Origin of the sequence: Bradyrhizobium iriomotense, from assembly GCF_018130765.1 — a bacterium.
GTDB lineage: Bacteria > Pseudomonadota > Alphaproteobacteria > Rhizobiales > Xanthobacteraceae > Bradyrhizobium > Bradyrhizobium iriomotense_A.
The window spans coordinates 458,681-484,427 of the sequence record NZ_JAFCJZ010000004.1 but is presented as its reverse complement, the minus strand read 5'-3'; the positions used below and the strand labels follow the sequence as shown (position 1 = coordinate 484,427).

Below are 25,747 nucleotides of genomic sequence, written 5' to 3'. Positions count from 1 at the left end.
CTGCGCGACGAGTACCGGATCAAGCAGGTGACCAAAGCCGAGTCCGACACGATCGCCGGTCTTGCCAAGCAGCTCGAACTCGATCCGGTCGAACTCGAAAAGACGGTCAACGAATACAATGCGGCCTGTGGCCCCGAACCGTACAATCCGGCCGTTCTCGACGGCAAGGCCGCCCGCGGCATCTCGCCGCCCAAGTCGAACTGGGCTCTGCCGATCAACAAGCCACCCTACGTCGCCTTCGTGACCACCACCGGCATCACCTTCACGTTTGGCGGCCTCCAGGTGAATACGCGCGGCGAAGTGCAGGATATGACCGATCAGTCCATCCCGGGCCTTTATGCTGCAGGCGAACTCGTCGGCGGTCTGTTCTTCGAAAACTATCCGGGCGGTACGGGCCTGATGTCCGGCTCGGTGTTCGGCAAGCTCGCCGGCGAAAGCTCCGCCGCTTATGTCGGCGCAAAGCCGCGAAAGTCCGCAGCTTAAGCTATTAGTCGTGCGAGGCGCTCGCGAGGGCGCCTCGTTCTGTTTCGCAACATCGTCGGCGATTTGACGTAGCCGGATGCGGGACTGCGCTGGCATCTCCGAAGAGCGCCTGCTCCGTCTGTGAACCCGACTGACCCGTCCGCTTACAGACAATACCGAATTGCCGATTTCGGCTCATTGACTACGACCAAGCCGCCTTCGAGGCGACTTCCAGCAACTGACTATCAATGGAGATTTGGATGACACAGAAGGTTGCCGTGATCGGCATGGGACAGATGGGATCGGCGATGGCCGCGCGACTCCGGGATTCGAATTTCGACGTCTTGGGGTTCGATTTGAGCGCCGACCAGCGCGCCAGGCTGACGAAAGACGGATTCCGGATGGCCTCGAGCATTTCGGACGCCCTCGCGGACCGCTCGATCATTCTGACCAGCTTACCCGATCCCAAGGCCGTGTCGGAAGCCTGGCTTGGTACCGCCGGAATCGTCGCGAGCGCCCAGAAGGGAGCACTCTGCATCGAGCTCAGCACGATTGATCCGCAGACAATGCGGACCGTCGCGGAAGCGGCGGCAGCCCGCGGAGTCGCCGTCGTCGACTGCCCCGTGAGCGGAGGTCCGAACGAGGCTAGGTCCGGCAAACTCATTCTCATTGCCGGAGGCGAATTGTCAGACATCACTCGTGCGGAGCCGATCCTGCAGAGACTGGGCGCCGAGTGGAAGCACACAGGTGGGGTCGGCACAGCCAAGGCCGTCAAGATCGTCAACAACATGATGACGATGGGCAACGTGCTAGTGGCGGCCGAAGCATTTGCGCTGGGTGTAGCCGCCGGCGTCGAACCACAGAAGCTGTACGACGTATTGTCCGTCAGCGGCGGGCGATCGCATCATTTCACCAAGCGCTTTCCCAACGCGCTCAAGGGTGATTTCTCTCCCGGATTCAAGATGGAGCTTGGTGAAAAGGACCTCGCACTGGCCATCGAGCTCGGCCGGGCAATCAAGATGCCAACGCCGTCGGCATCGTCATCGCGCGAACTGTATGCATTGGCCTTGGCTGAGGGCTTTCGGGGGCAGGACATCGTGGCGCTGCTATCGATGTACCAGAACTGGGCGGCCCCGACGAAGTGACTTCGGACAGACAGGCGGGCTCGAGCCCGCTTGTCGACGCAGTCAATTGCACATTGGCTAAGCGCCCGAAAAGGGCGCCTTATATGGCTCCCCCACTCGCCGCCTATTCTTCGACCGCCAGCGGGGACACGCGCGCCTTTCCTTCCGATCTTAATGCGGCCGGCGAGACCTTTGAATCTCGAAGGCGCAGATAGACCTGGCCAGCAATCAAGGCGGCGGACAGCGCGATGAATACCGCGCTGATTGGATGCTTAACGAAGGCGAGAATATCGCCGTGCGACAAAAGCATCGCGCGTCGAAAGCTTTCTTCGAACCGAGGGCCTAGTACAAACCCCAACAGTATTGGAGCGGGGTGGAAGTCGAGGCGCAGAAGCACAAATCCGACTAGGCCGACGAATATCGTCTCGGCGACCTGAAACATCTCGTTGTTGGCGCTGTAGACGCCTATACAGACGAAGAACAGTGCGCTCGGATAGAGATACTTGTATGGGATCATGAGGAGTTTAACCCAGAATCCGATGAGCGGCACATTCAGTACGACCAGAATAATATTCCCGATCCAGAAGCTGGCGACCAAGCCCCAGAAAATGTCGGGGTGCTCGCTGATTAGCTGGGGCCCCGGCGCAATGCCCTGGATCATCAGCGCACCCAGAATAAGGGCCATCACCGCGTCACCCGGGATTCCAAGGCTCATAGTTGGAATGAAATCGCCCTGCACGGCGGAATGTGTCGAGGCTTCTGGAGAGGCCACTCCCTCGATCATACCCGTGCCGAACGCATCGGGCGTCTTCGAAATCTTCTTCTCGGCGGCGTAGGATATGAACGACGCGATTGTCGGCCCGGTGCCGGGAATAAGAGAGCACAGGCTACCGATCAGCGTGCCGCGAAGCATCGCCGGAATGGCGCGACGCAGCTCGTCACGCGAGGGCTGCAAATCGCGAAAGCTTACCTTCGAGTAAGCAGTCGTGATTTCCGAAGGCTGGTTCACGCTCTTCAAGAACTCCGCGATACCGAACAAGCCCAAGGCCAGCGCCACGATCTCTACGCCATCATAAAGTTGGGTGACTCCAAACGTGAAACGCGGGGTGCCTGAGTCGATATCGTTGCCGACGATTCCAAGCAACAAGCCAACCGTGGTCATTGCGATGCCCTTGAGCGGCGAGCCACGTGACAGGGTCGATCCCGCAAGCAATCCGAGCAACATCAACGAGCATATCTCGGTTGGACCGAACTTGAGGGCAACCAGCACCAGGACCGGCGAGAGGAACACCATTTCGGTGATTCCCCAGGAAGCGCCGACGAACGATGAAATAACGGTGATTCCGAGCGCTGCCCCGCCGCGGCCCTGCTTGGTAAGCGGAAAGCCGTCAAGACATGTCACTGCATGCGGTGGATGACAGGGCAAATTCAGCAGGATCGAGCAGATGGCTCCCCCGTATTGCGCGCCGTAGAATACGCCCGACAACATGAGGATGGCGCCGACCGGCTTGATGCCAAACGTGAGCGGCAGAAGAATTGAGATGGTCGCAAGTGGCCCCATGCCTGGAAGCACACCGACCATGTTGCCGATGAATACGCCAATCAGGCACCACATCAGGTTCTGGGGTTCGAGGGCTACGCCGAAGCCATACCAGAGATCGCTGAACGCTTGTGCAAGCATCAGAAGCTCCACCTGAGCAAAGGAAGCGGCGACTGCAGAAGACCGACGAACAGGAAGGAGCCGACCACCGATACTCCCAGAGCAAGGATGAGGGAGCCCTTGAGCGTCGCGGCGCGATCGCCGCACGCGGACACGAAGACACACGCGAATGTTGCAGGAAGAAATCCGAACCGCTCGCCGAATATGACGAATAGGATGGGGCCTCCCAGAATGCAGCTCCACGCCCACCAATGCTTGTCTTTTGGAAGAAAGCAATCCTCGGGGTCGAGCGGCGAGGTGACTGCCGTCCCAATGATAAGGCCCCCTACTACCGCGAGGACAATGCCTAGCATGAGAGGAAACATGCCCGGCCCCATCCGGGCCAGCGTGCCGAGATTGTAGTTGATGCTGGAGTCGAGCGCGACAGCGCAGCCGAGCAGCGTGATCGCCATACCGGCGTAGAAATCGCGCTTACGTAGCAGGGTAGACGACACGAATTTTCCAGCTCCCACTAGGGTCCGCGCCCCCCGCGGACGAGGCCCGACGTTTCTGCTCGGAACTAGTTCGGTTCGAGGTGAGCCGCGGCCGCAACGTCGGCGAGCTGCTTCGTCTCGGTGCGGATCTTGTCGGCGAACTCGCTTGGCGTAAGCGTGGAGATCAAGCCTTGCGGCTCGAGGCGGGATTGCACGGCGGGATCCTGGGTAGCGCTTACGATCGTCTTCTGCAGCAGATCGACGATCGACGACGGCGTCTTCTTGGGAACGAAAATTCCGACCCAGAAGGTTATATCGAATCCCGGGTACCCAGATTCGGCAATCGTGGGAACATCAGGGAGCGCCGGCAGACGCGTCGGTGAAGAGACTGCGATGGCCCGAAACTTTCCGGCTTTGATATAGGGAATCGCCGAGAGGGTGTCGAAAACGGCGATAACCTCCTGCGAAAGAGCCGCAACTTCAGCCGCAGCCGCTCCACGGTATGGGACATGGAGCATCTGGATCTCGGCGCGCTGACTGAGAAGTTCGAAAGCAAGGTGAGTGATATTTCCGTTGCCGGCCGAGCCGTAAGAGATTTCTCCGGGCTTGCCTTTTGCAGCGGCAACAAGGTCTTTGACGGTTTTGATGTCCTTCGACTTAGGGTCATCGGCATTCACCACGAGGATGAGAGGCGTGGCAACGACCGTCGTGACCGGCGCGAAGTCTCGCTCGGGATCGTAGGGAAGCTTCTTGAAGAGAGTAGGATTGAGCGTGATCGAACTGCTGTTGCTGACGAAGATTGTTTGGCCGTCGGGCTCGGCTTTGGCTACGGCCTCCGCCGCCAGTTGCCCGTTCGCGCCGGTACGGTTCTCGACGATGAACGGCTTGCCCAGCTTCTGGCCAAGCTGATCAGCAATAATGCGAGCCGTTACGTCGATAGTCCCCCCAGGACTGAAGCCCACCATCATCTTGACGGGCCTCGTTGGATAGTTTTGCGCGGCCACCGGTCGAACGGCGAAGGTGGCGCCGAGCGCCAGCAGGGCGACGGCAAGCCGGACGACACGATTCATGATTTCCTCCATATACTTAGGCTTATGACGGGGGCGCGCCGGGCCCAAGTCGCTGAATAGCCGGAAATCTGCCAACTGTCTACAGCTTACAATTCAAAAACCGTTGTGCTAACGCCTCTTATCTTTGATCGTCTGCACCCACAGGGCCTAATAAAAATGAACAAAGAAACCACCAGTGCCTCGCAGCTCTCTCTGTCGGCTCTGTTCGCCAAGCAATGCCGGCTCAAGGCGCATCGGACAGCAGTTGTGTCGGCGGGGCGGGAGGTTAGCTATGCCCAGCTCGACGAGAGATCGAGGAAACTCCAGTCCCTACTTGCTTCTCTCGGATGTACACCGGGAGATCGCGTATGCATCCTCAGTGAGAATTCCCCGCTCTTTCTCGAACTCGCGATCGCGGCGATTCGACTGAAGCTCATCGTTTCCACTCTGAATTTCAGACTCTCAGCAAAGGAAATCCGACACTGCGTCGAGCTCGTTCAGCCCAAGGTTACTATCGTATCGACCAAACTGACCTCGCTCCTGGCTGACACGGCCTGCGGTGAGATGCTTGAAACTGGAGAACTTCTCGATCGTCGGATCGAGCAGTGTGATCCGATGGACGGTCCCGGTGTCGACGACGATCCCGAGGCCGGGCTGTTCATCATCTACACCAGCGGAACGACCGGTCTACCGAAGGGGGCGCTTATCAGTCGCAGAGCGATCCTCGCACGCCTTATGGTGTACGTTAGCGACTACGGAGTAGATGGCGGCGATACCTTTTTGGCCTGGTCTCCGCTGTGCCACATGGCCTCGGTCGAGTTGGGGCTTGGCACACTTCTGCTCGGCGGCAAGGTCGTCGTGCTCGATGGGGCAGACCTTCCCGTCATCTGCGATTATCTCGAGAGCGATAGTCTCAGTAACCTGATCTTCTTTCCAGGCATGGTCGAACAAACGTTAGCTTATCTCCGTGAGCGGCGGCCGCAGGTGAAACGGCTCAAGAAGTTCGGAGCCATGGCCGACCTTTTCGCACCGCAACAGATTGCTGACCTCACGTCAGTCTTTGGCGTCCCTTTCACGAACACGTTTGGTAGCACAGAGACGGGCATGCCGCCCGCGTCTGCAGGGCGGCTCGCAACCGGCGAAATTCCAACAGATCTCGGAAAGACCGAGAGCTTGCTTTGCGAGGTTTCATTGGTCGATGATTCCGGAACGCCTGTTCTCGAAGGACAGCCCGGCGAACTAGTGATGCGGGGACCGACTTTGTTCAGCGGGTATTGGAATGCACCGGATGCTACGCGCGACGCATTCCGTGGTGGCTGGTATCATACGGGTGACGTCTTTGTTCGCCGCACCGATGGCCGGTTAAGCTATGTCGACCGAAGCAAGTATCTGATCAAGTCCGGCGGCGAGAACATCTATCCCGCCGAAATCGAGCGCGTCGCCTTGCAGCATCCGAAGATCGTCGAGGCAGTCGTGGTCCGGCAACCCGATCCACGTTGGGGCGAGGTGCCAGTCCTTGTGGTGGCGTCGGAATCCCCTGCCCCGAGCTCCGACGAACTGATAGCGCTGTGTCGCGACGAGCTGGCATCGTACAAGCGGCCCAAACGAGTGATGTTCGTCTCGAAGGGCAGCTTGCCACGCAACAATACCGGAAAGATACTCCGCTCGGAGGTCGAGGCCTGGGTCGCAAAGCAACCGCAGGACGCCTGATCAGGCCGCCGGACGACGGCGGTACATAATCGAAACCTCCATCTCCTGCACCTCTTCATTGCGCTGATTGACGAAGGCGCGTGCGAACGTCACCACGCCTCGATCTTGCTGGCTGGTCTCCCGCTTGGAGATGACTTGCGTGCGGACAAAGATCGTATCGCCATGTTTGACCGGTCGCTTCATCCGCCACTTGTCGATTCCGAGCAGGGCAATCAGGGTCCCGTCGTTCATCCCGGATGCATAGTTGAGTCCTGCGGCGACCGCAAAGACGAGCGGACCGTGCGCGATCGGCTCCCCGAACGGCGTCGTCTTGCAATACTCGTGATTGGTGTGGACGTCGTTGAAATCGCCTGACAGGCAGGCGAAGTTCACGATGTCGGTCGATGTGATCGTTCGTCGTCCTGTGGTTAAAACCTGACCGACGGTGAAATCCTCGAAATACATTCCGCGGGGGGCTGGAGCGCTCGTCATCATTTGCTGGCTTCCCTAGCTTACAGGCCCATCAGTTTGGCGATGATGTTGCGCTGAATTTCGTTGCTTCCGCCGCCGATAGGCCCGAGGCGGGAGTCTCTGAAGAGCCGCTGCATATCGTGCTCCATTGAGAAGCCGGCTCCGCCCATGACCTGCATGCCAATGTTGGCGCATTCGAAGTCGTTTTCAGTGGCCACGATCTTGGCAATCGCCGTCTCCATCCGCGAGTCGTAGTTGGCGTCCAGCATCTCGGCAGTTCGATAGGTCACCAAACGGGCGATTTCGGCCTTGATGCGCATGTCGGCGAGCTTGTGCGCGATGACCTGGAACTTCGTGATTGGTTGATCAAATTGGATGCGCTGCGAGGCATAGTCCTGGGCGATGTCGATGGCCTTCTGTGCATTGCCGGCACCACAAGCGGCGATCGCCATTCGCTCAAGATTGAGACCACGCATGAGGATGCGCCAACCCTTGTTTTCCTGCCCGATCAGGTTGCGCGCAGGCACGCGAACTTCGTCAAAGTAGATCTGATTGGTATGCGTGGTATGCCTTCCCATCGTCTCGATGGGCCGGATCGTTACGCCGGGCGCCTTGGCGTCGACGAGGAATAGGCTGAAACCGTTGTGCGCCGGCTCCGCGTTCGGGTCAGTCTTGACGACCAGGACGATGTAGTCCGCGACGTGCGCTGACGTAATGAACCATTTCTGACCGCGAATGATGTAGTCGCTGCCATCCCGGACCGCGTGGGTCTTGATCGAAGCTGCGTCCGAACCGGTCTGCGGCTCAGTCAAAGCAAAGGCAATGTAGATGTCACCCTTGATCATGGGGACCATGTAGCTCTGCTTCAGCTCCTCGGTGCCATTGTAGAGTAGCTGAAGGCCCGCATAGATCGCGCTGGTCATGTACGTCGTACCGAGGCAGGCATAGTGGTAGGACAGCGTTTCCAGCAGGATAGCCATGTCCTTGTAGCTGCCACCAAGGCCGCCGTACTCCTCCGGATATAAAAGGCCCAGCCACCCTCCACGCGCCAGAGCTCGGTAGGCGTCATGAGGCCAACCACCATCACGATCGAGCTCGCGGATTTTCTCGATAGGAAGATGCTGCTCGGCCAAGCTCAAAAGGCTTTGGCGCATCAGCTTTTGCTCGTCAGTGAAACCGAAATCGTTGAAGAGTGGCATTGCTAATCCTCCAGGATCGAAGTTTGGCGGCAGAGAAGATCGGCTTCGATCCCAAGCGGCTTCCGACCTTCTGCCAACTGTTGACACATGACCCTCCGCTTACTATCAGTCCTTCGCGAAGTCAAAAACCACGGCCATGCGATTTCGGCCGATGCGGAGCGAAGGATGGGAGCACTCGAGCCTGACCATCGAATGGGCGGATGGAGCGGCGTAGGTTACGACAGCGTCGAGGTCGGCACGGCCTTCCCTCCGCAACCGCTGCCGATCGACCTGAACGATCTGGCGCGATTTTATAGATGTTTGGGCGAAGAGGCGCCCTGGCTTCGGCCGGGCTGTCGGATTCCCGCATTCTTGCTCAACGAATTCAAGGCGCTGAAGGGGCAGATGCGATTTCCGCCAGGCGTGCTGCACGCTCAGGAAGAAATCCAAATGATGAGTGCCGCCCATCTCGGAGAGCCTTTGACTGTCGAAATCTCGATAGTCGACAAATTCATCCGCAATGAGAAGCGTTTCATCGTCGTCGACCAGCATGTGAAATGCACAACCGATAGCCGGTCCGTCGCCAAGATCAAACACACGTTGTATTGGCCATGCTAAGCATTCATGAACTCGAGGTCGGACAACAATTTGCCCGCAGCGGGCCGCGGATGACGTTGGAATCATTCTGCGATTTCGGTTCTCTGCTCGGTACTGACGCTCCGATCCATTGCGATCCCGCTTACGCGGCTAATACGCCGTTTGGGAAGGTGATCGCTCAGGGCCCCCTGCTCCTCGCGCCATTCGAATCTTGGATGTGCGAGCTATTTGGCGAAGACGCCTGGAGCCGCACCGGAGCAATCCGGGGAAAGTTTCTTGTTCCTGGCCAGGTCGACAGCACGGTAAGGCTGGAGATGAGCGTCCGCGATATCGTTGACGGCAGGGTATTGTTCGATCTTCGCGCCCTCAGCGATCAAAACTTACTAGCGGTCGCCACCGCCGAACTCACTTTGGCCTCCTCCTAGCAGCGGTCGACACCTCTCGCTTAGAAGCGGCGGACTTACGCAGCTTATCGTGCTCTGCCGCACGATGGCACGATCGCATCTCATCGTGCGATCAAGCCACCCCTTCAAGCCACCCTGGATTACGCCGTCGCATCGGTTGATAAAAGTCGCCGGGACCATCCAGCTGGTCCCGGCGAAGTCAAGGGAGGAACGCCCTAGAGGGCGATGCTGCCGCTTGCCAGTGCCCGACAGGCTCCGCCGACAGCAGCGGATCGTCACGCGCTCGGACATTCGACTGATCTGAACGACCGAACACGAATTCGCTTCGAGAGGGAGTACGGAGCGAACTCGGCTGGCAGTAATGCAAGCCATCAACATGTCAACTGTCTACATTTCGGTATTTCATTATGTCCGCGCCACGGAAATGCATTCTGTTTGACGGGCTACGCAGCTCGTGCATAATGTTTACAGTTTTCACAACCGCGACGAATGCCCGCTTGGGCATTAAAGATCGCCAGCACATTTGGAGGGAACATGGAGCTTCGCGCTCAACGCGGGATCTTTGGCTATGGCTTGGCTGCAATGTTGCTGATCACAAGCACGCACGCTCACGCCGGTGAAAAGAAGTACGGCCCGGGCGCGAGCGACACCGAAATAAAGATCGGCAATACAGCGGCTTACTCGGGTCCCGGCTCCGCCTACGGAGCAATCGCCAAGGCCGAGGCAGCGTATTTCAAGATGATCAACGAGCGCGGCGGCATCAACGGGCGCAAGATCAACTTCATTTCGTATGACGACGGGTACAGCCCGCCAAAGACGGTCGAGCAGACGCGAAAACTGGTTGAAGGGGACGAAGTGCTGCTCATGTTCAGCATGATCGGCACGCCAACCAGCGCCGCCGCCCAGACTTACCTCAATGCAAAGCACGTTCCTCAACTTTTCACCGCCAGCGGCGCAGCCAGATTCGATGATCCGAAGGCGGCTCCCTGGAGCATGGGATGGTCTCCGAACTACGTCGCGGAAGGTCGGGTCTACGCCCAGTACATCCTAAAGAACTTTCCAGGCAGTAAGATCGGCATCCTCTACCAGAACGACGATATCGGCAGGGACTACCGCAAAGGCATTCGCGAAGCTCTGGGCGACAATGCCGCATCCATGATCGTAGCCGAGGTGTCTCACGAAACATCCGAGCCGACGGCGGATTCGCAAGTCTACAAGATCAAGGCCGCCAACCCCGATATCTTCATGGCGCTGACGACCACCAAGTTTACTGCGCAGATCATCAGGAAGATTGCATCCCTGGGATGGAAGCCTGTCCGCTTCATCTCAAGCTCCGCGGCCGGGATTACAAATGTGCTGCAACCGGCTGGCCTGGATAATTCAAAGGACGTCCTGAGTTCCCACTACATGAAAGATCCGAACGATCCTCAATGGAAAGATGACGCCGGGATGAACGAGTTCAGACAATTCATGCAGGAGCACTATCCGGACGGCGACAAAACGGATCTGTCTAATGCCTACGGATACGGATCGGCAACCGCTCTCGTGAAAGTTCTAGAGCAGTGTGGCGACGATTTGACGCGCGAGAACGTGATGAAGCAGGCGGAAGCTCTCGATCTTTCGATCGGAGTCTACCTACCCGGCTCGCGGCTGAAGACCTCGTCGACGGATCACGCACCGTTGGAGCAAATTCGTTTGATGAAGTTCACGGGCGAGACGTGGGAGTTCTTCGGCGAACTCATCGACGGTCACAAGGATCGCTAATGAACGTTGGGAAGTGCTTCTCCTACAGCAGCGGCGAAAGAATGAGGATTGCATGACCGGCGCGTTAGCGGGAAAGCGCATTATCGACCTGAGTACTGTGATTGCGGGGCCGCTATGCGCCCGCATTCTCGGCGATTACGGAGCCGACGTGATCAAGGTCGAGCCACCGGGCGGCGATCCGCTGAGAATTGCAGTTCCGGCACGAAGCCGAAAGATGAGCGCCTATCATCTGCTCTTGAACAGAAACAAGCGTTCTCTCGCTCTGGACCTTAAGAAGAGGGACGCAATCGACGTCGTCCGCCGTCTCGCAGCAGGGGCCGACGTTTTGATCCACAACATGCGTCCCCGCGCCCTGGAACGACTGGGGCTAGACTACGAATCACTCAATCGTGCAAACCCCAAGCTCGTCTGTACCAACATCATAGGCTTCGGCCGTCACGGCCCCTATCGCGATCGTCCTGCCTATGACGACTTGATCCAGGCGATGAGTGGCATTGCCTCGCTCGCAGCTCGGGGAAAAAACGGAGTTCCTCGGTATCTTCCTCTGAATGCGGTCGACCGGCTCACGGCAGTCACCGCGGCTCACGCAACTCTCGCGGCCCTTGTCCGTCAGGAGCGGACGGGACGCGGACAGGAAGTCGAAGTCCCAATGTACGAAAACGCCATCGAGTTCATGTTGGGTGACCACATGACTGGCGCGCTATACGACCCGCCGCTCGGTAACATCGGAAACGCACGAGCTGTATCGCCCGCCAGGCGCCCCTTCCCCACCAAGAATGGCGCGATTTGCGTGATTCCGTTCACCGATAAGCATTGGCTCAAGTTTTGTGAGGTCACCGGGCGGACAGACTATCAATCCGACGCACGCTTTTCGAGCCAGGAAGCGCGAGCAAAAAACCCGGAGGCGGTGCTCGACGCAATGGCGGCCGTTCTCGAGACACGATCAACGGCGGAATGGCTCGAGCTCTTCGCAAGCTCGGAGATTCCTCACGGTCCGCTGCATACCTTGGAAGATCTCCTCAAGGATGCTCACCTGAAGGAGGTCGGCTTCTTCGTGCGACGCAGACACCCGACTGAGGGCGACATGGTCGTTCCTCGTCCGGCGGTTTGGATGTCGGAGACTCCACCCAGCCTGGCCAGGGACGCTCCGATTGAGGGGGCCGCGACTCGCGAGATCCTACGGGAGTCCGGCTACGATGACGCTGAGATCGAGCGACTGATTATTTCCGGCGTCGCGATCGAAGCCGCCCCCCAACCTTGAGCACACAAAAGCGCTCCCGCCTCGCTCGGGCTCGCTGGCTCACCACGGACTCTCACTGAGGTACCATAACCATGCAGTTCACCCACGTTAAGCTCGAAATCGACGATCAGATCGCGACTCTGACGCTCAATAGGCCTGAGGCGCGAAACGCACTTTCCGACCCAATGCGACACGATCTCGACGAAGCTCTCAAGATCCTGCGGGCCCGCGCTGGAAGCGACGTCAAAGTCGTCATCTTGACCGGCTCGGGTGGAGCTTTCTGTGCCGGTGGCGACGTCAAGTCGATGCACGAACGTGGTGGGGCTAGGACCGCATTCGCCGCCCGCGAGGGTCTGCGCGAATCCCATAATCGAATGATGGATTTGCTTAACCTTGAGGTTCCTGTGGTCGTTGCCGTAGACGGCGCGGCTGCCGGCGCCGGCTTCAATTTGGCTCTCATTGGAGACTTCATTCTGGCAAGCTCCCGCGCATTTTTCGTTCAGAGCTTCGTTCGCATCGGCCTGGTGCCAGACTGGAATGGCCTTTTCCTGCTTCCGCGCCTGGTCGGATTGCAGAAAGCGAAGGAAATTATGTTCACGGGCCGAAGGATCGGCGCGGAGGAAGCACTTGACCTGGGTATCGCGCACTCGATCCACGAACCCGGCGCGCTTATGGATGCGGCGCGAGATCTTGCTCGACGCCTCTGCTTAGCGCCTACTCGCGCAATCGGATTGACGAAGAATATCCTGAACCAGTCATTTCATCTCGACGCTCGTACGATCCTCGAGCTGGAGGCGTATGCTCAAGCGACGGCGCGCACCGACGAGTATCATGCCGCAGCCGTGAAGAGATTTGTAAACAAGGAACCGACGCTCTTCGATTGGAATGCAAGACCGGAGCGGTCTGCGACAGGCGGGAGCGTCAAGGTCGCAAACTAGGTTGCGAAGACCACGAAACCGTCTCGCTAACACTCTAGGTGCGTACCGATGACCGCAATCGCCTACGACTACCCCGAAGATGTCCGGATGCTTCTCGACGCAGTCGGAAATTTCCTGAAGACCAAGATATTTCCGCTTCATCAAAAGCATGAGCGGCTCTTGAGCGATCAGCGCCTCCTGTACGAGAGGGACGGACGGTTTGCGCCTGACGTACTCCGCCTGATCCACGATGTCAGGGTAGCGTCGGCTCAAGAGGGGTTTTATGCGATGTGCGCCCCCCAACACATGGGCGGCGGTGGCTTTCCCCTCGTCGCCTATTTCGCAGTCTGGGAACAAATATTCCGGATGTGCGGAATGAAATATTGGCTAGGTCATCACGTGCTGAGCCATTGGGCTAAAGGCCCCAGCGCCGTGCTCGACAATTTGCACCCCGACGCAAAGGCCATACTTCTGCCCGACATCATGAGCGGCAAGGCGACGCTTTGTTTCGGTCTCTCCGAGCCGGAAGCGGGCTCCGACGCGGCGATGATAAAGACTCGGGCAACACCTGACAGAGACGGCTGGCGTCTCAACGGCAATAAGATCTGGACCACCAACAGCCCTCACGCCGACTACGCGGTCATTTTTGCAGTCACGGATCCCGAGCGAGCCGAACGCCGCGCTGGGGGCATCAGCACCTTTATCGTTCCAACCGCCTCGACCGGCTTCAATATCGAAAAGGTCATTCGAATGTGGGGCAGCCCTGGCGGCGACGAAGCAATGCTTCATTTTGACAACGTACGGCTCGAGCCGATGCATCTGGTGGGATCTTTGCATAGCGGTTTTCGCACGGCGATGCTCGGAGTAAACCTCGGGCGCATCTATAACTCGGCTCGCGTCGTGGGGATTGGACGATGGGCCCTCGAAATGGCCTTCGAGTACGCGAAGGTGCGTCGAACCTTCGGGCGACCGCTCTCAGAATATCAGGGCGTAATGTTTCCTCTCGCCGAGTCAGCGATGCAAGTTCATGCCGCGCACTTGATGAGCTTGAACGTCGCCCAACTGATCGATCGAGGGGCCACTGCGCAAAAGGAACTCTCGATGACGAAGGCCTTCGCGGTCGAAGCCGGCGTCAAGGCCGTCGATCGAGTGATCCAGCTTCACGGCGCGATTGGCATGACGAACGAAATGCACCTAACGGACGCCTACATTACAATGCGAAAGATCAACGTCGCCGACGGAACGAACGAAATTCTTCGGCGTCAGATCGTCAAGCAAATGCTCGCCGGCGATCTGGCGCTTTAGAAGGGGATTTTTTGTGACGAGCCGTACTCCTGAAAAGACCACGCTGTTCGCAGACCTCGCGGTGCCGATCATTGCAGCCCCGATGTTCCTTGTAACCGGACCGGAGCTCGTCGCCGCAGCAGCGGAGGCTCGCGTGGTTGGCGTCGCCGCGTCATCGTCCACGAGATCTTCGGAAGAATACGACGAGTGGTTCGACCAAATCGGTCAGCGACTCAGCGCCTTCAGCAGGCATACCGGCAAGGCTACTGGTCCCGTTGCCGCGAACATTGGGGCTCCTTCACGTGAACGTGGCGACACCCCGAGACACATTCGGGATTTAGAGGTCTGTCGGAAACGGCAGATTCCTCTGGTTATCACTGTAAAAGGCGATCCGACGGAACTCGTTAGCGAAGTGCACGGCTGGGGCGGTCAAATCTTTCACGACGTGACGACCCTTCGCCATGCGGAAAAGGCGGCCGCGGCCGGGGTAGACGGACTTATCCTCATTTGTGGCGGAGGCGGCGGACACGCAGGTACGCTCAACCCGTTCGCCTTCCTGCCGCAGGTGAGAAAGTTCTTTTCGGGCACAATCGTGCTAGGCGGCGCGATCTCCGACGGTCGATCCATACGGGCTGCGCAGGCGCTCGGTGCCGACCTTTGTTATATGGGCACGCGCTTCATCGCCACGCAGGAGTCGATGGCACCGGCGGGGTATAAGTCCATGATCGTCGAGAGCCAAAGTCACGAGATCATCTACACGCCGGTCTTTACCCGAGGCGTCAACTGCAACTTTCTTGGGAGATCGATCGCCGATAACGGGTTCCCGCTCGATGGCCTTACCGACTTCTCGCGCGCGAACCCGGCTCGTCTGGCGGAACGGAAGCCGTGGCGTGATCTTTGGTCGGCTGGTCAGGGGGTCGGCCTGATTGATGATATCCCGAGCACATCTGAGCTCGTCGCACGGTTAGCGCGCGAATATAACGAAGCGGCCGGTCCGCTGCCGTGAGGAACGAGATGGACCCTATCGGAATGGCCGGTGTCTCATCACCGGTGGAGTTACTTCGGCACGTGTCCAACATCGAACAGATGCGGAAGTGTTGCTTTCGGCAACGTCTCGCTTTTCTTTAGAGAGATTGCGTCGTTACCAAGCCAGGCCGTTGGGCTCGGCAAACAACGATGCAGACCCGGCTCGCACGCGCTTCAAGGTGCCGTCTCAGTCGCCCCGCGATTCCAAATCTCGCTCCTTCCCTAGAATCGACCGACAGACGTCAAGCGCGCTCCGGACATGCGCTTGAGCTAAGCTTTCGGCCTTTTTCGCGTCTCTTTGCGAAATCGCCTGCACGATTGCAGCGTGCTCGGTCTGAGCAGCAGCGAAAAAGCCCTTCCCGGCCGACATTGTTGGCCCCAGAAGAGCGGTTGAATCTTGTAGGACGGATAGGCTCTTCTCGAGATAGCGGTTGTGAGCGGCCGCTTGAATCGCGGCGTGCAAATCCCTGTCATGCCGATAAAAGCTAAGCGGTTCGCGACCGAGTTTCTCACCTGCGGCGACTAATTTGGCGAGCCCAGCGAGATCTTTCGGGCTTGCGTTCTTTGCCGCCATCGCAGCGGCGGTGCCTTCAAGGGCAGCGCACATCTCGTAGAGCTCTTCGACCGCATCAATGTCGAGTACGGAAACAACAAGTCCAGCTCTCGGCCGAAGATTCAGCAATCCCTCGAGCTCAAGTCTCGTGAGCGCTTGGCGAGTAGGCGTTCGGCTAATGCCAAGATGCTCTGCCAATTCGATTTCGCGCATTCGCCTTCCGGGAGCAAATCGCCCTTCAATGATCTCGCGTCGAAGCGCCGCATAAGCGTAGTCGGCAGCAGATGCGAACTTCGTACGATCCGGCAGCGTCATCTCGTCGGTCATAACGTCCTTCGACCTCATTCAGCAGGGGTCCTGCAAGGTGGCGCACCAAAGCGTTCGATATTTCGGCGCGTCCAGTCCCTGGTGGTGTGACCGATACCTACTTACTGGCTCTCCAAGCCGACCTCACAGCATCCACCCGTAGGTAAAAAATAGCAGCATGGCATGCCATTGTATACGGCGGGACTCCGCGTATACAGAACATGGCTTTTCGCCGCCAATGAGGACATTTAACGCTGCTTTTATGCCGCGGCACCGAGCCAGGCTTGGGTCAGCGGAAAGTAATTGATCGTCTATCCTCAAGCTCACTTGTCGTGGCCACTCCATCCCAAGTATTTTCAGCTTATTGAAATGTAAGATTGCGCTCACGCGCGATCTTGGCAGCGGAATCATAGGAATCTTGGATCAGTGCTCCCCACTTTGGGCCATCGATATACTCGGGGATTCCATCGGAACCGTCGAAGACCTTACGATATGCGTCTCCCTCAACGATACGTTTGAGCGCCGCCCTCAGCCTCAGCACAATTGGTTCTGGCGTGCCTGCAGTTACAGCTATGCCTACGTAGACTGGTACCCGGAAGTCGGGAAAACCTTGCTCTGTCGAAGTCTTCACGTTCGGAAGATAGGCCTGCCTCTCGGGAGAAAGCGCAGCGATGGCTCGTATGCTTCCGTCTTCGATGTACGGTTTTATTGACGTGAGCGTCGACAAGATCAATGGCACTCGGCCTCCGATCACATCCATTACCGCCGGCGCAATTCCACGATAAGCGACGTGAGTTAGCTCAAGTCCCAGTCCGTCTGCCCAGGCTTGAGTGTGCAAGTGTGAAGGACTGCCTGCCCCAGACGAAGTATATCCTGTTCCTGGATTCTTTCGAAGATAGGCGACAAGCTCTTGCAACGACGTTACGTCGATAACCTTCGGATTGACGAAGATGAAGGCGGACTGCGTCAGAATATTCCCCAAGGGGGTGGCTTGCTGAGACAGCTGAAACGGCTTCTTTTGGGCGACATGTGCGACCGCCGTTGAGCTCGGCAAGAGCAGGAGCGTATGGCCGTCGGCAGCGCTTCGTTCAAGGGCTCCGAGGCCAACAATCCCCGTTGCGCCTGGCTTATTTTCAACGATCACGGCCTGTCCGAACTCCTTCGACAGCCCGTCAGCGATCGTTCTTCCCATCAGGTCCGTGGGTCCGCCTGGTGCAAATGGAACGATGAGTGTCACTACTCTGCTTGGATAGCCTTCCGCGTTCGCAGCACAAGCAAGAAAGGCGCACACGATTGCGGTGAAAACGCTACGGAGAGCGTGGTTCATCCCTGGTAACTCCCTGCCCTAGGCTCGCGCGAGAGCGCGCATGCGGCGGAGAAGACTTCCGCTCCGCTCACCGCGGATCGACAAAAGCGCCACCAAGTGCAAATTGTCAACAGTTTTCAGAGAAAACGGAGTTTAGGCCCCCACATCCAAGGGTATGCCCGAAATCAATCCCGACCAACGGTCGCCGGAGGCAAAGGTCGACCGATGCGTCTCCGTATTGCTCGCTCTAATAGCAATCCAGTGTGCGACGTCCGACCACGTCGCACGAGACGCGCCTTGTTCTGCTGCCTGAAACCAAAAAGCCCCGCTTTAGCGGGGCCTTGAGATGGTGGGCCACCAAGGCTAGAAGCTGGGATCCTCTGATAAAAGACATTCCATTCGCATTGATATCTCGCGGAAATTTTTTCAACTGAACCAAAATCGGATCATTAGAGATCAATGGCTTACAGCGCATAATCCTACCTTGAGTGCGCGTCAAAGCTGGCGGATCGACGCCTCCGAGGCGTCGGCTTCATGGTGCGGCCTCTGTGCGGGACGGCATCGGCCAATCGCGGTGGCTCACCAAGGATAGGCGCGTGTCAAGCAGATTGCTTATTGCGTTAAGATCCGTCATCTCCCTGGCAACGGCGAAGAGGTAGTAATCGGGGCGCACCAGGGCGGCGATCAGGCCGTGCTCGCGGAGTCCGACTTCGAAGCACATCGATGCAGACGCGCGTATATCTAAGAGCAGTTCGGCGCACGCAAAGATGCCTCGCCTCCACGACTGGCATGGCGGCGGTGAATCGCGGTCGCAGTACTATGCGGCTTGATCCGCCGCAGCGCACGGAGCAGATCAAAACTCAAGGTCGGCGTCTTTCGCGACCCGGCCTTTCCGACGGATGAGTCTCGTGCAGAAGTCGTCTTCGAGCGCCACCTCCGCCAGCGCGTACTCGATAAGCTCGGTGTCGGACGTTATGCCGGAATTTTTCATCGCGGCGGCCACCAGATCTCGGCAAACGCGGCCGCCGATCCGACGGTTTTCGCCGCCGAGCAGACCAAGTTTCCGTGCCGTTTCCAAGACCGCACGCCGCCTGACGTTCGGCTGTACCGGTACGCTTGGACTGTCGCGGGCCGACTTCAAAATGATAGATCTCCTGCTCGGAAAATAGAGATTTGGCCAACGGGTTCAACGTCCTTATGGCCCAAAAGACGTCAATCTTTCCCGGCCTGACGAACAACTTGGAAAACAAGCTGCCGAACCCACGGGGGCAAGGACGAGCTTGCGGGATCACCTCAAAGGACTCCGATGGAGACACGATCACAGCTATCCGGCTCGGATTGACCCAAACTGGACTCCAAGAGAACCACTAATCCCGGACTGAACACCAAAACCATTTTGCGGCCAGACCCAGACCAAACGGAAACGACAGATCTAGCCAGGGTCTTTACCGGATGCGTACCGAGCAAACCGGAGTTGCGTCGGCTCAGTGGCGCCACTGGAACCCGGCTGACAAGGTATTGTCCGCGACCGGATCGGTTGCCGATTTGACCGGCTCGGCGCCCGTCAAGCTGCAAGAGCGCGAGCGACCGACCGATATTCACGTTCGAGCCTGTCGACATACTCGCGGACGGTCGTAACCGCGTGAACGGCTCCGATGCCTTGACCTGCCCCCCAGATATCCCTCCACACCTTTGCATCGGAATTGCCGCCCGAGCCGAAGTTCATCTGCGAGGGATCCGACTCTTGAAGATTGTCCGGATCAAACCCTGCATTCTCGATCGAACCGCGCAGATAATTGCCGTGCACGCCGGTGAACAGGTTGGTGTAGACGATGTCTGCAGCGCAACCATCCACGATGCCTTGCTTGTAGGCTGCATTTGCATTGGCCTCAGCGGTGGCAATGAAGGCCGATCCGACATAGGCAAAGTCGGCACCAAGCGCTCGCGCAGCTAAAATCGAGCCTCCGGTCGCAATCGCACCGGAGAGGGCGATGGGTCCATCGAACCATTGCCGTGTCTCCTGCACGAAGGCGAATGGCGAGAGCCGTCCGGCATGGCCCCCCGCCCCGGACGCCACCAAGATCAGACCATCGGCGCCCTTTTCGATCGCCTTGCGGGCAAACGCCTGGTTGACGACGTCGTGCATCACGACCCCGCCGTAACTGTGGATGGCATCATTCACTTCCTTTCGCGCACCGAGCGACGTGATCACCAGCGGGACTTCGTACTTCATGCACATCTGGACATCGTGCATCAGGCGGTCGTTGGACGCGTGCACGATCAAATTGACAGCGAACGGCGCCGACGGGCGGTCGCGGTGGCGCGCGTCATGCTCCCCAAGCTCACCCTTGGTCCGCTTGAGCCATTCTTCCAGCATCGAAAGAGGCCTTGCGTTCAGCGCGGGAAACGATCCGACCACGCCCGCTTTGCACTGAGCGATCACGAGCTCAGGACATGAAACGATGAAGAGCGGCGCGCCAATCATAGGCAGCCGCAAACGCCCCTCAAGGAAGTTACGTTCAACCATTGCTACAGGCTCCTGAGTGGGTGCCTCCGCGAACGGAAACAGTCCGTTGCCGCGCACCGATGGCGGTTATTTGCCCTCGAAACGGGCCGTGCGTTTCTGCATGAACGCGGCGACGCCCTCGCGAAGATCGTTTGTCACGAACGCTCGCCCTTGAGATAGGGCTTCGGCGTCCAGCGCGTCGGGAACGGTCGCGCTCCAAGCCATCTCAAGTTGGTCCTTAATGAGTCCAAGGCCAATGGACGGGCCATCCGCGAGCCGTCGCGCGATATTCAACGCCTCTGGAAGCAAGTCAGCATCTTCGGTGACTTTCCAGATCAGACCCCATTTCTCCGCTACCTCGGCCGATAGCGGCTCTCCTAGCATTGCCAGCGCTCGGGCTCGTGCCACCCCGATCGATCGCTGCAGAAACAGTGACGTGCCGCCATCGAGAGCCGCACCTAGACGTACAAAACTCAGGATGAACCGGGCGGACCGGGCCGCTATCACGATGTCTCCCGCAAGTGCGATACCGACACCGGCTCCCGCGGCTGCCCCGTTTACTGCAACAACGACCGGAATGGGCAGTCTGCGAAGCTTCTCAATGACCGGATTAAGAGTTGCCTCGATTCGAGCGGCAATTCCATTTCCCGCATCGAATGCGTCGCCACCGAATTGCGCTCCTGAGCAAAAGCCTTTGCCGGCCCCCGTTATAACGACGGCGCGGGCTCTCGGAGCCTCAGTCAGCCCATCGAGAGCACCGCCCAGTTCGTCGAGCAGGCTCCCGCCGAGCGCATTGTATTGATCCGGGTTATTCAGTGTAATGACGGCAACGGCTCCTCGCCGCTCGGTCAGCACCATCGACATTGGAACTCCCCCGACGACCTAGCCCGGATGCTTGCAATTCAGATAGAGATAATACTATTATCTATCCTTATGCAAGCAATCGTTCGTGCGGGCAGTACGTCAGTCGTGATGCGTTGGAGGTGGCGAACGACGCGCGAGTAGAATTTCTGCTTCGGCCGGCCAACTCGCATGGGAGGATGTCATGAAGGCGGTTGTCGTCGACAGTTACGATAAGATCGAAAATGTGAGCATCAGGGATGTTGCCAAGCCAGAGTTGTCGGCGGGGATGGTCCGGATCCGAATTCAGGCGGCAAGCGTCGGTTTTGTAGACGGCTTGAAGGTACGAGGCCTCTATCAGACCAAAGATCCCCTACCTTTCACGCCAGGAACCGAGTTTGCCGGCATCGTCGATGCCGCGGCCGCCGACGTCAAAGGCTTCGTACCAGGCACGCCGGTCATCGGCATGGCTCGATCCGGCGGGCTTGCAGAATATATCTGCGTGCCGACTGAAGGGATTTTCGTCCGGCCGAATAACATCGAACCGGAGGTCGGCGCCTCGTTCTTCGCCAACTATCTCACGGCGCTCTATTCGCTCAGCGCGCGGGGCAAGCTGCGCGCCGGGGAAACTCTTCTCGTGCTGGGTGCCGCCGGCGGCGTCGGGATAGCCGCAGTTCAGATAGGGAAATTGTTAGGGGCCCGCGTCATTGCGGCTGCGTCAACCGAGGCAAAGCGACAGTTCGCGACCAAATTCGGGGCGGACGCGGTCGTGGACTATACGCTTGAGGGTTGGCGAGATGAGCTCAAGACACTCACCGGGGGCCACGGCGCGGACGTGATCTATGATCCGGTCGGAGGCGATTTGAGCCTGCAAGCATTCCGCTCGATTGCGTGGAACGGACGCCATCTGGTGATCGGCTTTGCTTCCGGCACCATTCCGGCCCTGCCCTTCAATCTTCCCCTTCTGAAGGGAGGAGCCCTCCTGGGCATCGATCTCGCTCAGATTGGTCGTCGTGAGCCAGACGTCCGAGATCAAGTGATTGCCCAGCTATTTACTTTGTTGAGTGAGAAGAAGCTCGTCCCCGTCGTGGGAAAGGTCTTCGCATTTCAGGATTTTCGCGAAGCTTTCAAGGCGATGACGACGCGCTCTGCCCTCGGAAAGATGGTCGTGCGGATCGATTGACGATGCCCTCGGCCGCCTTGACACCCGGAGACACACCATGAAGGTTTCGGACGCGCTGAACTCTCGAAGGTCCGTACGGGCGTTTTTGGACAAGCCCGTCCCCGAAGAGACCGTCAGGGACATTCTGCTTGCGGCCGGCCGCTCACCGTCCGGCGGCAATCTACAGCCCTGGCACGTCTGGGCACTGGGCGGACAAGACCTCGAACGTTTCAAGGCCATTGTAGCCGAACGTATCAAGATCAGCCCGATGGGCGAGCAGACCGAATACAACATATATCCGCCCGAACTGAAGGAGCCCTACAAGACACGGCGATTCAAGAACGGCGAAGATCTCTATCGCACACTTGGAATTCCGCGCGAGGACAAGGCAGCTCGCCTCAAGCAGTTCGCAAACAACTTTGTCTTTTTCGGTGCGCCGGTCGGCTTGTTTTTCGCCATCGACCGCCAAATGGAACCGGGGCAATGGTCCGATCTCGGCATGTATATGCAGTCGATCATGCTGCTCGCCGTGGAGAAGGGATTGGGGACCTGCCCTCAGGAAGCGTGGGCGGTCTGGCACAAGACCATTGCGGAATTCATCGGTCTACCTCCCCATCTCATGATCTTTTGCGGGATGGCTCTCGGCTACGTGGATCCCGAACATCCGATCAACAATCTGCGTACCGACCGCGCCGACCTATCCGAATTTGCGACCATCCGAGGATTTTGATCGCGGAGGGCGACAGTTGCTCGCTGACGCCACGTTTCGGCTTTCGCGCGCTGGCGGCGCAGCTGCGACGGCAGACCATCCGGCCCCTAGAGCCCGTCAGAGACAGCAGGGGTTGGTGATCCCTGAGCTGTCGCGGCAACCTTCGTCGCCTGGGAAGGTCGGCTGATGCGTCTGTCGTACCGATCAGCCAAGGCCAACAGCCTCTTCCTGATGAAGGGGTCCGCCTTGTCAGCAAGGTCACGAACAATCTTGGCTCTATCTCTCAGAAACTGTTCGTCCACAGCGACCATCGTGATTGTCTTCATGTCGGACCACATCAGGTAGGGCTTGGTGGCGTCCAGTTCGCGATTGTGTCAGCAAATTCCTGTGGCAACCGATAGGATTCTTGCGCGGCCGGAAATGTACCGCTGCGAACGTCAGTGGCCCAGCGCGACAGCGCCTCGCGCAACAACTGAAAACCGTCGAGATAGGCGCGGACGAATTTAGGGCGATGGCCTTCGGTCAAGCTCAACACATCGTGAAAGACCAGCACCTGACCGGAGCAACCGGGACCTGCGCCGATGCCAATCGTCGGTATTGTCAGGGTCTCCGTCGCTCGCGTCGCGAGCTCGGCTGGAATGCCTTCGAGCACGAGGGCAAAACATCCGGCTTCTTGCAGACGGTGAGCGTCCTCGAGCAGGCGCGAGGCATCATCGAGTTTGCGGCCCTGCACCTTGAAGCCACCCATGACATTGACGCTCTGCGGGGTGAGGCCGAGATGGCCCATAACGGGAATTTCGCAATCGACGAGGGCTCGCACCATTTCGATGCGCTTGGCGCCGCCCTCGAGTTTGACCGCATCTGCGCCTCGCTGAAGGAAGCCTCCGGCGTTGCGAATCGTCTCCTCGGGACTGAGGTGAAAGCTGAGGAAGGGCATATCGGCCACGAGCAAGGCACGGGGCCCTGTGCGCGCCACGGCCTCCAGGTGATGGTTCATCATCGCTATGCTGACCGGCAGCGTGTTTTCGAATCCAAGGCAGACATTGCCGACGCTGTCGCCGACAAGAATGACGTCGACGACGCTATCGGCGATCCGCGCGGTAACCGCATCGTACGCGGTCGTCATCACGATACGCCGCGCCTCTTCTTTCCAGCGCTGCAGCGCTGGCACTGTAGTACGATCGAGGGACGGCTCAGCCATATGGCTCATCTGGACCTCAATTCGTGGACAGCGCCGGACTGGGTCCTCCGGCAAGTAAAGGCGTCGGTTTGAGATCACCCGCTTCACCTCTTATTTCGAAGTGATATCGCTCTGACGAATTCGAACTGACCGAGTATGTCAGGCGATCAATGATCCTGTTGTCGCGGTCGAAGGCGAGAATTTTCGGCCTCAACTCGACGATTCGCCGCTCATCGATGAACGTCGAACTGCAGATGATGATCTGGTCGCCTACCTGGCATGTGCGTGCAGCGGCTCCATTGAGAATGCAACAACGTGAGCCTGGCGCACCGAAAATGACGTAAGTGGAGATGCGCGCTCCAGAACTCTTGTTCCAGATCTCGACAAATTCCATTGGAAGGATGCCGGCCTCGTGGCATTGATCCGGGTCGAGGGTGATTGAACCGTGATAGTGGAGGTTGGCGTCCGTGACGTGGATGCCATGGAACTTCGCAGCGAGCACTTTCTTCATCGACGGCGACCTCGTGAGCTTTACACCTCGGCAGGATCGGCGCTTCCTAAAGAGGACGGCGGAAACCTGTCAACAACGGAACGAGCAAAGAAAGCAATTTCTCCAAAGCGGGCGGCAGTCGCAGACAAACATCTATTGATCGCGCAACCATCGATGAATGTTTTCGCACCTTCCCGCGAACGCCTAAAGCGAGCGCGCGATCAGAAGCTTCATGATTTCGTTCGTGCCTCCGTAGATCTTCTGAATGCGCGCATCGATGAAGGCCCTGGAGATCGCGTATTCCTGCATGTAGCCGTAGCCGCCGTGCAGCTGCAGGCACTCATCCGCCGTCTCCACTTGCTTGTCGGTACACCACCATTTCGCCATCGACGCCGTCACCGTATCGAGGTCACCGGCAATCATGCGCTCGACGCACCAGTCGAGGAACACGCGGGCGATGAAAGCTTCGGTTTTCCGCTCCGCCAGCTTGAATGCCGTATTCTGAAACTCCAGCAGCGGCTTGCCGAACGCCTTGCGTTCCCTGGTGTAGTCGACCGTCAGCCGGATCGAGCGTTCCATGGAGACGACTGCGGCAATCGCGATCGCGAGCCGCTCCAGCGGAAGCTGCTGCATGAGCTGCGCGAAGCCCTGCCCCTCCGACGTGCCAAGCAGGTTTTCGGCAGGCACGACCGCGTCTTCGAAGAACAATTCCGAAGTATCGGAAGCATGCATACCGATCTTGTCGAGGTTGCGTCCGCGGCGGAAGCCCTTGCAATCCGTAGCTTCGACGGCAATCAGCGAGATTCCTTTCGCGCCCGCCTCGCCGGTCCGCGCGGCTAGGACGATGAGATCGGCCGCCTGGCCATTACTGATGAACGTCTTCTGGCCGTTGATGACATAAGTTTTGCCGCGCCTGATTGCCGTCGTCCTGATGCTTTGCAGATCCGAGCCGGTGCCGGGTTCGGTCATGCCGATGGCACCGATCATCTCGCCGGTCACCATTTTCGGCAACCAACGCCGCTTCTGCTCCTCAGAACCGAATTTGAGCAGATAGCTGGCCGTGATTGCTCCGTGCGCGACAATTCCGGTCGATAGCTCCGGCACAATGCTCTCGACATCCTCGATCACGCTCGCTTCGTAAGCGAACGATGCACCTAGGCCGCCATAAGCCTCGGAGACGCTCGGTAGAAGCGCCCCCATTTCCCCCAGCGCAAGCCAGGCGGCGCGGTCCACCAGCTTCTGGCGCCGCCAGGTCTCTGCGCGGGGCGCAAGATCCTTGGCGAGGAACCGGCGGAATTGGTCCCGGAATGCCTCCAGCTCCTCGGTCATCCAGCTCGATCGATAGGACATCTGCATA

At 58.5% G+C, this 25,747-nt stretch carries 25 protein-coding genes; 12 read left to right on the top strand and 13 right to left on the bottom strand.

Annotation, left to right across the window (positions count from 1 at the left end):
- The coding region (locus tag JQ635_RS10930; RefSeq protein ID WP_211409846.1) for an FAD-binding protein at positions 1-483 on the top strand (483 nt) is incomplete at its 5' end.
- 239 nt (positions 484-722) lie between these two features.
- Positions 723-1,607 carry an NAD(P)-dependent oxidoreductase gene (locus JQ635_RS10925; protein WP_211409845.1) on the top strand — a complete coding sequence of 295 codons (885 nt, stop codon included), beginning with the start codon at positions 723-725 and terminating at the stop codon, positions 1,605-1,607.
- A gap of 103 nt (positions 1,608-1,710) precedes the next feature.
- On the opposite strand, the gene JQ635_RS10920 is transcribed toward JQ635_RS10925, so the two are convergent.
- The 3 genes from JQ635_RS10920 to JQ635_RS10910 form a co-directional block, all read right to left on the bottom strand.
- Positions 1,711-3,267, bottom strand: a complete 1,557-nt coding sequence (locus tag JQ635_RS10920; RefSeq protein WP_211409844.1) for a tripartite tricarboxylate transporter permease — start codon at positions 3,265-3,267, stop codon at positions 1,711-1,713.
- Complete coding sequence (locus JQ635_RS10915; RefSeq protein ID WP_349631853.1) at positions 3,267-3,740, bottom strand: tripartite tricarboxylate transporter TctB family protein; 474 nt, start codon at positions 3,738-3,740, stop codon at positions 3,267-3,269. The genes JQ635_RS10920 and JQ635_RS10915 overlap by 1 nt, the downstream gene beginning before the upstream one ends.
- A 65-nt stretch (positions 3,741-3,805) precedes the next feature.
- Positions 3,806-4,789, bottom strand: coding sequence for a Bug family tripartite tricarboxylate transporter substrate binding protein (locus JQ635_RS10910; RefSeq protein ID WP_211409843.1), 984 nt, complete (start codon positions 4,787-4,789; stop codon positions 3,806-3,808).
- Between the two features lie 156 nt (positions 4,790-4,945).
- Between JQ635_RS10910 and JQ635_RS10905 the strand changes: the two genes are divergently transcribed.
- Positions 4,946-6,478 (top strand): class I adenylate-forming enzyme family protein, encoded by a 1,533-nt coding sequence (locus tag JQ635_RS10905; protein WP_211409842.1) that lies wholly within the window; start codon positions 4,946-4,948, stop codon positions 6,476-6,478.
- Here the strand turns inward: JQ635_RS10905 and JQ635_RS10900 are convergent, their stop codons facing one another.
- Both JQ635_RS10900 and JQ635_RS10895 read right to left on the bottom strand, forming a co-directional pair.
- Positions 6,479-6,952: a MaoC/PaaZ C-terminal domain-containing protein gene (locus JQ635_RS10900; RefSeq protein ID WP_211409841.1), complete on the bottom strand. Its 474-nt coding sequence runs from the start codon at positions 6,950-6,952 to the stop codon at positions 6,479-6,481.
- Positions 6,953-6,969: 17 nt separating this feature from the next.
- Positions 6,970-8,127, bottom strand: a complete 1,158-nt coding sequence (locus JQ635_RS10895) for an acyl-CoA dehydrogenase family protein (protein ID WP_211409840.1) — start codon at positions 8,125-8,127, stop codon at positions 6,970-6,972.
- A 165-nt stretch (positions 8,128-8,292) separates the two neighbouring features.
- On the opposite strand from JQ635_RS10895, the gene JQ635_RS10890 reads away from it, so the two are divergent.
- The 7 genes from JQ635_RS10890 to JQ635_RS10860 all read left to right on the top strand — a co-directional run bounded on the left by JQ635_RS10890 (position 8,293) and on the right by JQ635_RS10860 (position 15,318).
- Positions 8,293-8,724 carry a hypothetical protein gene (locus JQ635_RS10890; protein WP_211409839.1) on the top strand — a complete coding sequence of 144 codons (432 nt, stop codon included), beginning with the start codon at positions 8,293-8,295 and terminating at the stop codon, positions 8,722-8,724.
- On the top strand, positions 8,718-9,128 hold the full coding sequence (locus JQ635_RS10885; RefSeq protein ID WP_211409838.1) for a MaoC family dehydratase: 411 nt from the start codon (positions 8,718-8,720) through the stop codon (positions 9,126-9,128). Before JQ635_RS10890 ends, JQ635_RS10885 begins: the two co-directional genes overlap by 7 nt.
- 513 nt (positions 9,129-9,641) lie before the next feature.
- A complete protein-coding gene (locus tag JQ635_RS10880; protein WP_211409837.1) occupies positions 9,642-10,871 on the top strand; it encodes an ABC transporter substrate-binding protein in 1,230 nt (409 codons plus the stop codon).
- A gap of 52 nt (positions 10,872-10,923) precedes the next feature.
- Positions 10,924-12,132 carry a CaiB/BaiF CoA transferase family protein gene (locus JQ635_RS10875; protein ID WP_211409836.1) on the top strand — a complete coding sequence of 403 codons (1,209 nt, stop codon included), beginning with the start codon at positions 10,924-10,926 and terminating at the stop codon, positions 12,130-12,132.
- A gap of 71 nt (positions 12,133-12,203) precedes the next feature.
- Positions 12,204-13,049: an enoyl-CoA hydratase/isomerase family protein gene (locus JQ635_RS10870; RefSeq protein ID WP_211409835.1), complete on the top strand. Its 846-nt coding sequence runs from the start codon at positions 12,204-12,206 to the stop codon at positions 13,047-13,049.
- A gap of 48 nt (positions 13,050-13,097) precedes the next feature.
- On the top strand, positions 13,098-14,333 hold the full coding sequence (locus JQ635_RS10865; RefSeq protein WP_211409834.1) for an acyl-CoA dehydrogenase family protein: 1,236 nt from the start codon (positions 13,098-13,100) through the stop codon (positions 14,331-14,333).
- A 13-nt stretch (positions 14,334-14,346) separates the two neighbouring features.
- Complete coding sequence (locus JQ635_RS10860) at positions 14,347-15,318, top strand: NAD(P)H-dependent flavin oxidoreductase (RefSeq protein ID WP_349631852.1); 972 nt, start codon at positions 14,347-14,349, stop codon at positions 15,316-15,318.
- A gap of 207 nt (positions 15,319-15,525) precedes the next feature.
- Here JQ635_RS10860 and JQ635_RS10855 read toward each other — a convergent pair whose 3' ends face one another.
- The 5 genes from JQ635_RS10855 to JQ635_RS10835 form a co-directional block, all read right to left on the bottom strand.
- Complete coding sequence (locus tag JQ635_RS10855; protein WP_211409833.1) at positions 15,526-16,218, bottom strand: GntR family transcriptional regulator; 693 nt, start codon at positions 16,216-16,218, stop codon at positions 15,526-15,528.
- Between the two features lie 340 nt (positions 16,219-16,558).
- The gene (locus JQ635_RS10850; RefSeq protein WP_211409832.1) at positions 16,559-17,524 is read right to left on the bottom strand and encodes a Bug family tripartite tricarboxylate transporter substrate binding protein; all 966 of its coding nucleotides are present in this window, start codon (positions 17,522-17,524) and stop codon (positions 16,559-16,561) included.
- An 832-nt stretch (positions 17,525-18,356) separates the two neighbouring features.
- The gene (locus tag JQ635_RS10845) at positions 18,357-18,644 is read right to left on the bottom strand and encodes a hypothetical protein (RefSeq protein ID WP_246583423.1); all 288 of its coding nucleotides are present in this window, start codon (positions 18,642-18,644) and stop codon (positions 18,357-18,359) included.
- Between the two features lie 423 nt (positions 18,645-19,067).
- A complete protein-coding gene (locus JQ635_RS10840; protein WP_211409831.1) occupies positions 19,068-20,030 on the bottom strand; it encodes an NAD(P)H-dependent flavin oxidoreductase in 963 nt (320 codons plus the stop codon).
- 66 nt (positions 20,031-20,096) lie between these two features.
- On the bottom strand, positions 20,097-20,873 hold the full coding sequence (locus tag JQ635_RS10835) for an enoyl-CoA hydratase-related protein (RefSeq protein WP_211409830.1): 777 nt from the start codon (positions 20,871-20,873) through the stop codon (positions 20,097-20,099).
- Positions 20,874-21,054: 181 nt separating this feature from the next.
- Here JQ635_RS10835 and JQ635_RS10830 point away from each other — a divergent pair, with 181 nt between their 5' ends.
- Positions 21,055-22,032 carry an NADPH:quinone oxidoreductase family protein gene (locus JQ635_RS10830; RefSeq protein ID WP_211409829.1) on the top strand — a complete coding sequence of 326 codons (978 nt, stop codon included), beginning with the start codon at positions 21,055-21,057 and terminating at the stop codon, positions 22,030-22,032.
- A 37-nt stretch (positions 22,033-22,069) separates the two neighbouring features.
- The gene (locus JQ635_RS10825; RefSeq protein ID WP_211409828.1) at positions 22,070-22,741 is read left to right on the top strand and encodes a nitroreductase; all 672 of its coding nucleotides are present in this window, start codon (positions 22,070-22,072) and stop codon (positions 22,739-22,741) included.
- Between the two features lie 316 nt (positions 22,742-23,057).
- On the opposite strand, the gene panB is transcribed toward JQ635_RS10825, so the two are convergent.
- The 3 genes from panB to JQ635_RS10810 form a co-directional block, all read right to left on the bottom strand.
- Positions 23,058-23,930 (bottom strand): 3-methyl-2-oxobutanoate hydroxymethyltransferase, encoded by an 873-nt coding sequence (panB, locus tag JQ635_RS10820; protein WP_211409827.1) that lies wholly within the window; start codon positions 23,928-23,930, stop codon positions 23,058-23,060.
- A gap of 7 nt (positions 23,931-23,937) precedes the next feature.
- The gene (panD, locus tag JQ635_RS10815) at positions 23,938-24,411 is read right to left on the bottom strand and encodes an aspartate 1-decarboxylase (protein WP_211409826.1); all 474 of its coding nucleotides are present in this window, start codon (positions 24,409-24,411) and stop codon (positions 23,938-23,940) included.
- A gap of 183 nt (positions 24,412-24,594) precedes the next feature.
- The gene (locus JQ635_RS10810) at positions 24,595-25,740 is read right to left on the bottom strand and encodes an acyl-CoA dehydrogenase family protein (protein WP_211409825.1); all 1,146 of its coding nucleotides are present in this window, start codon (positions 25,738-25,740) and stop codon (positions 24,595-24,597) included.
- Positions 25,741-25,747: the final 7 nt, after the last annotated feature.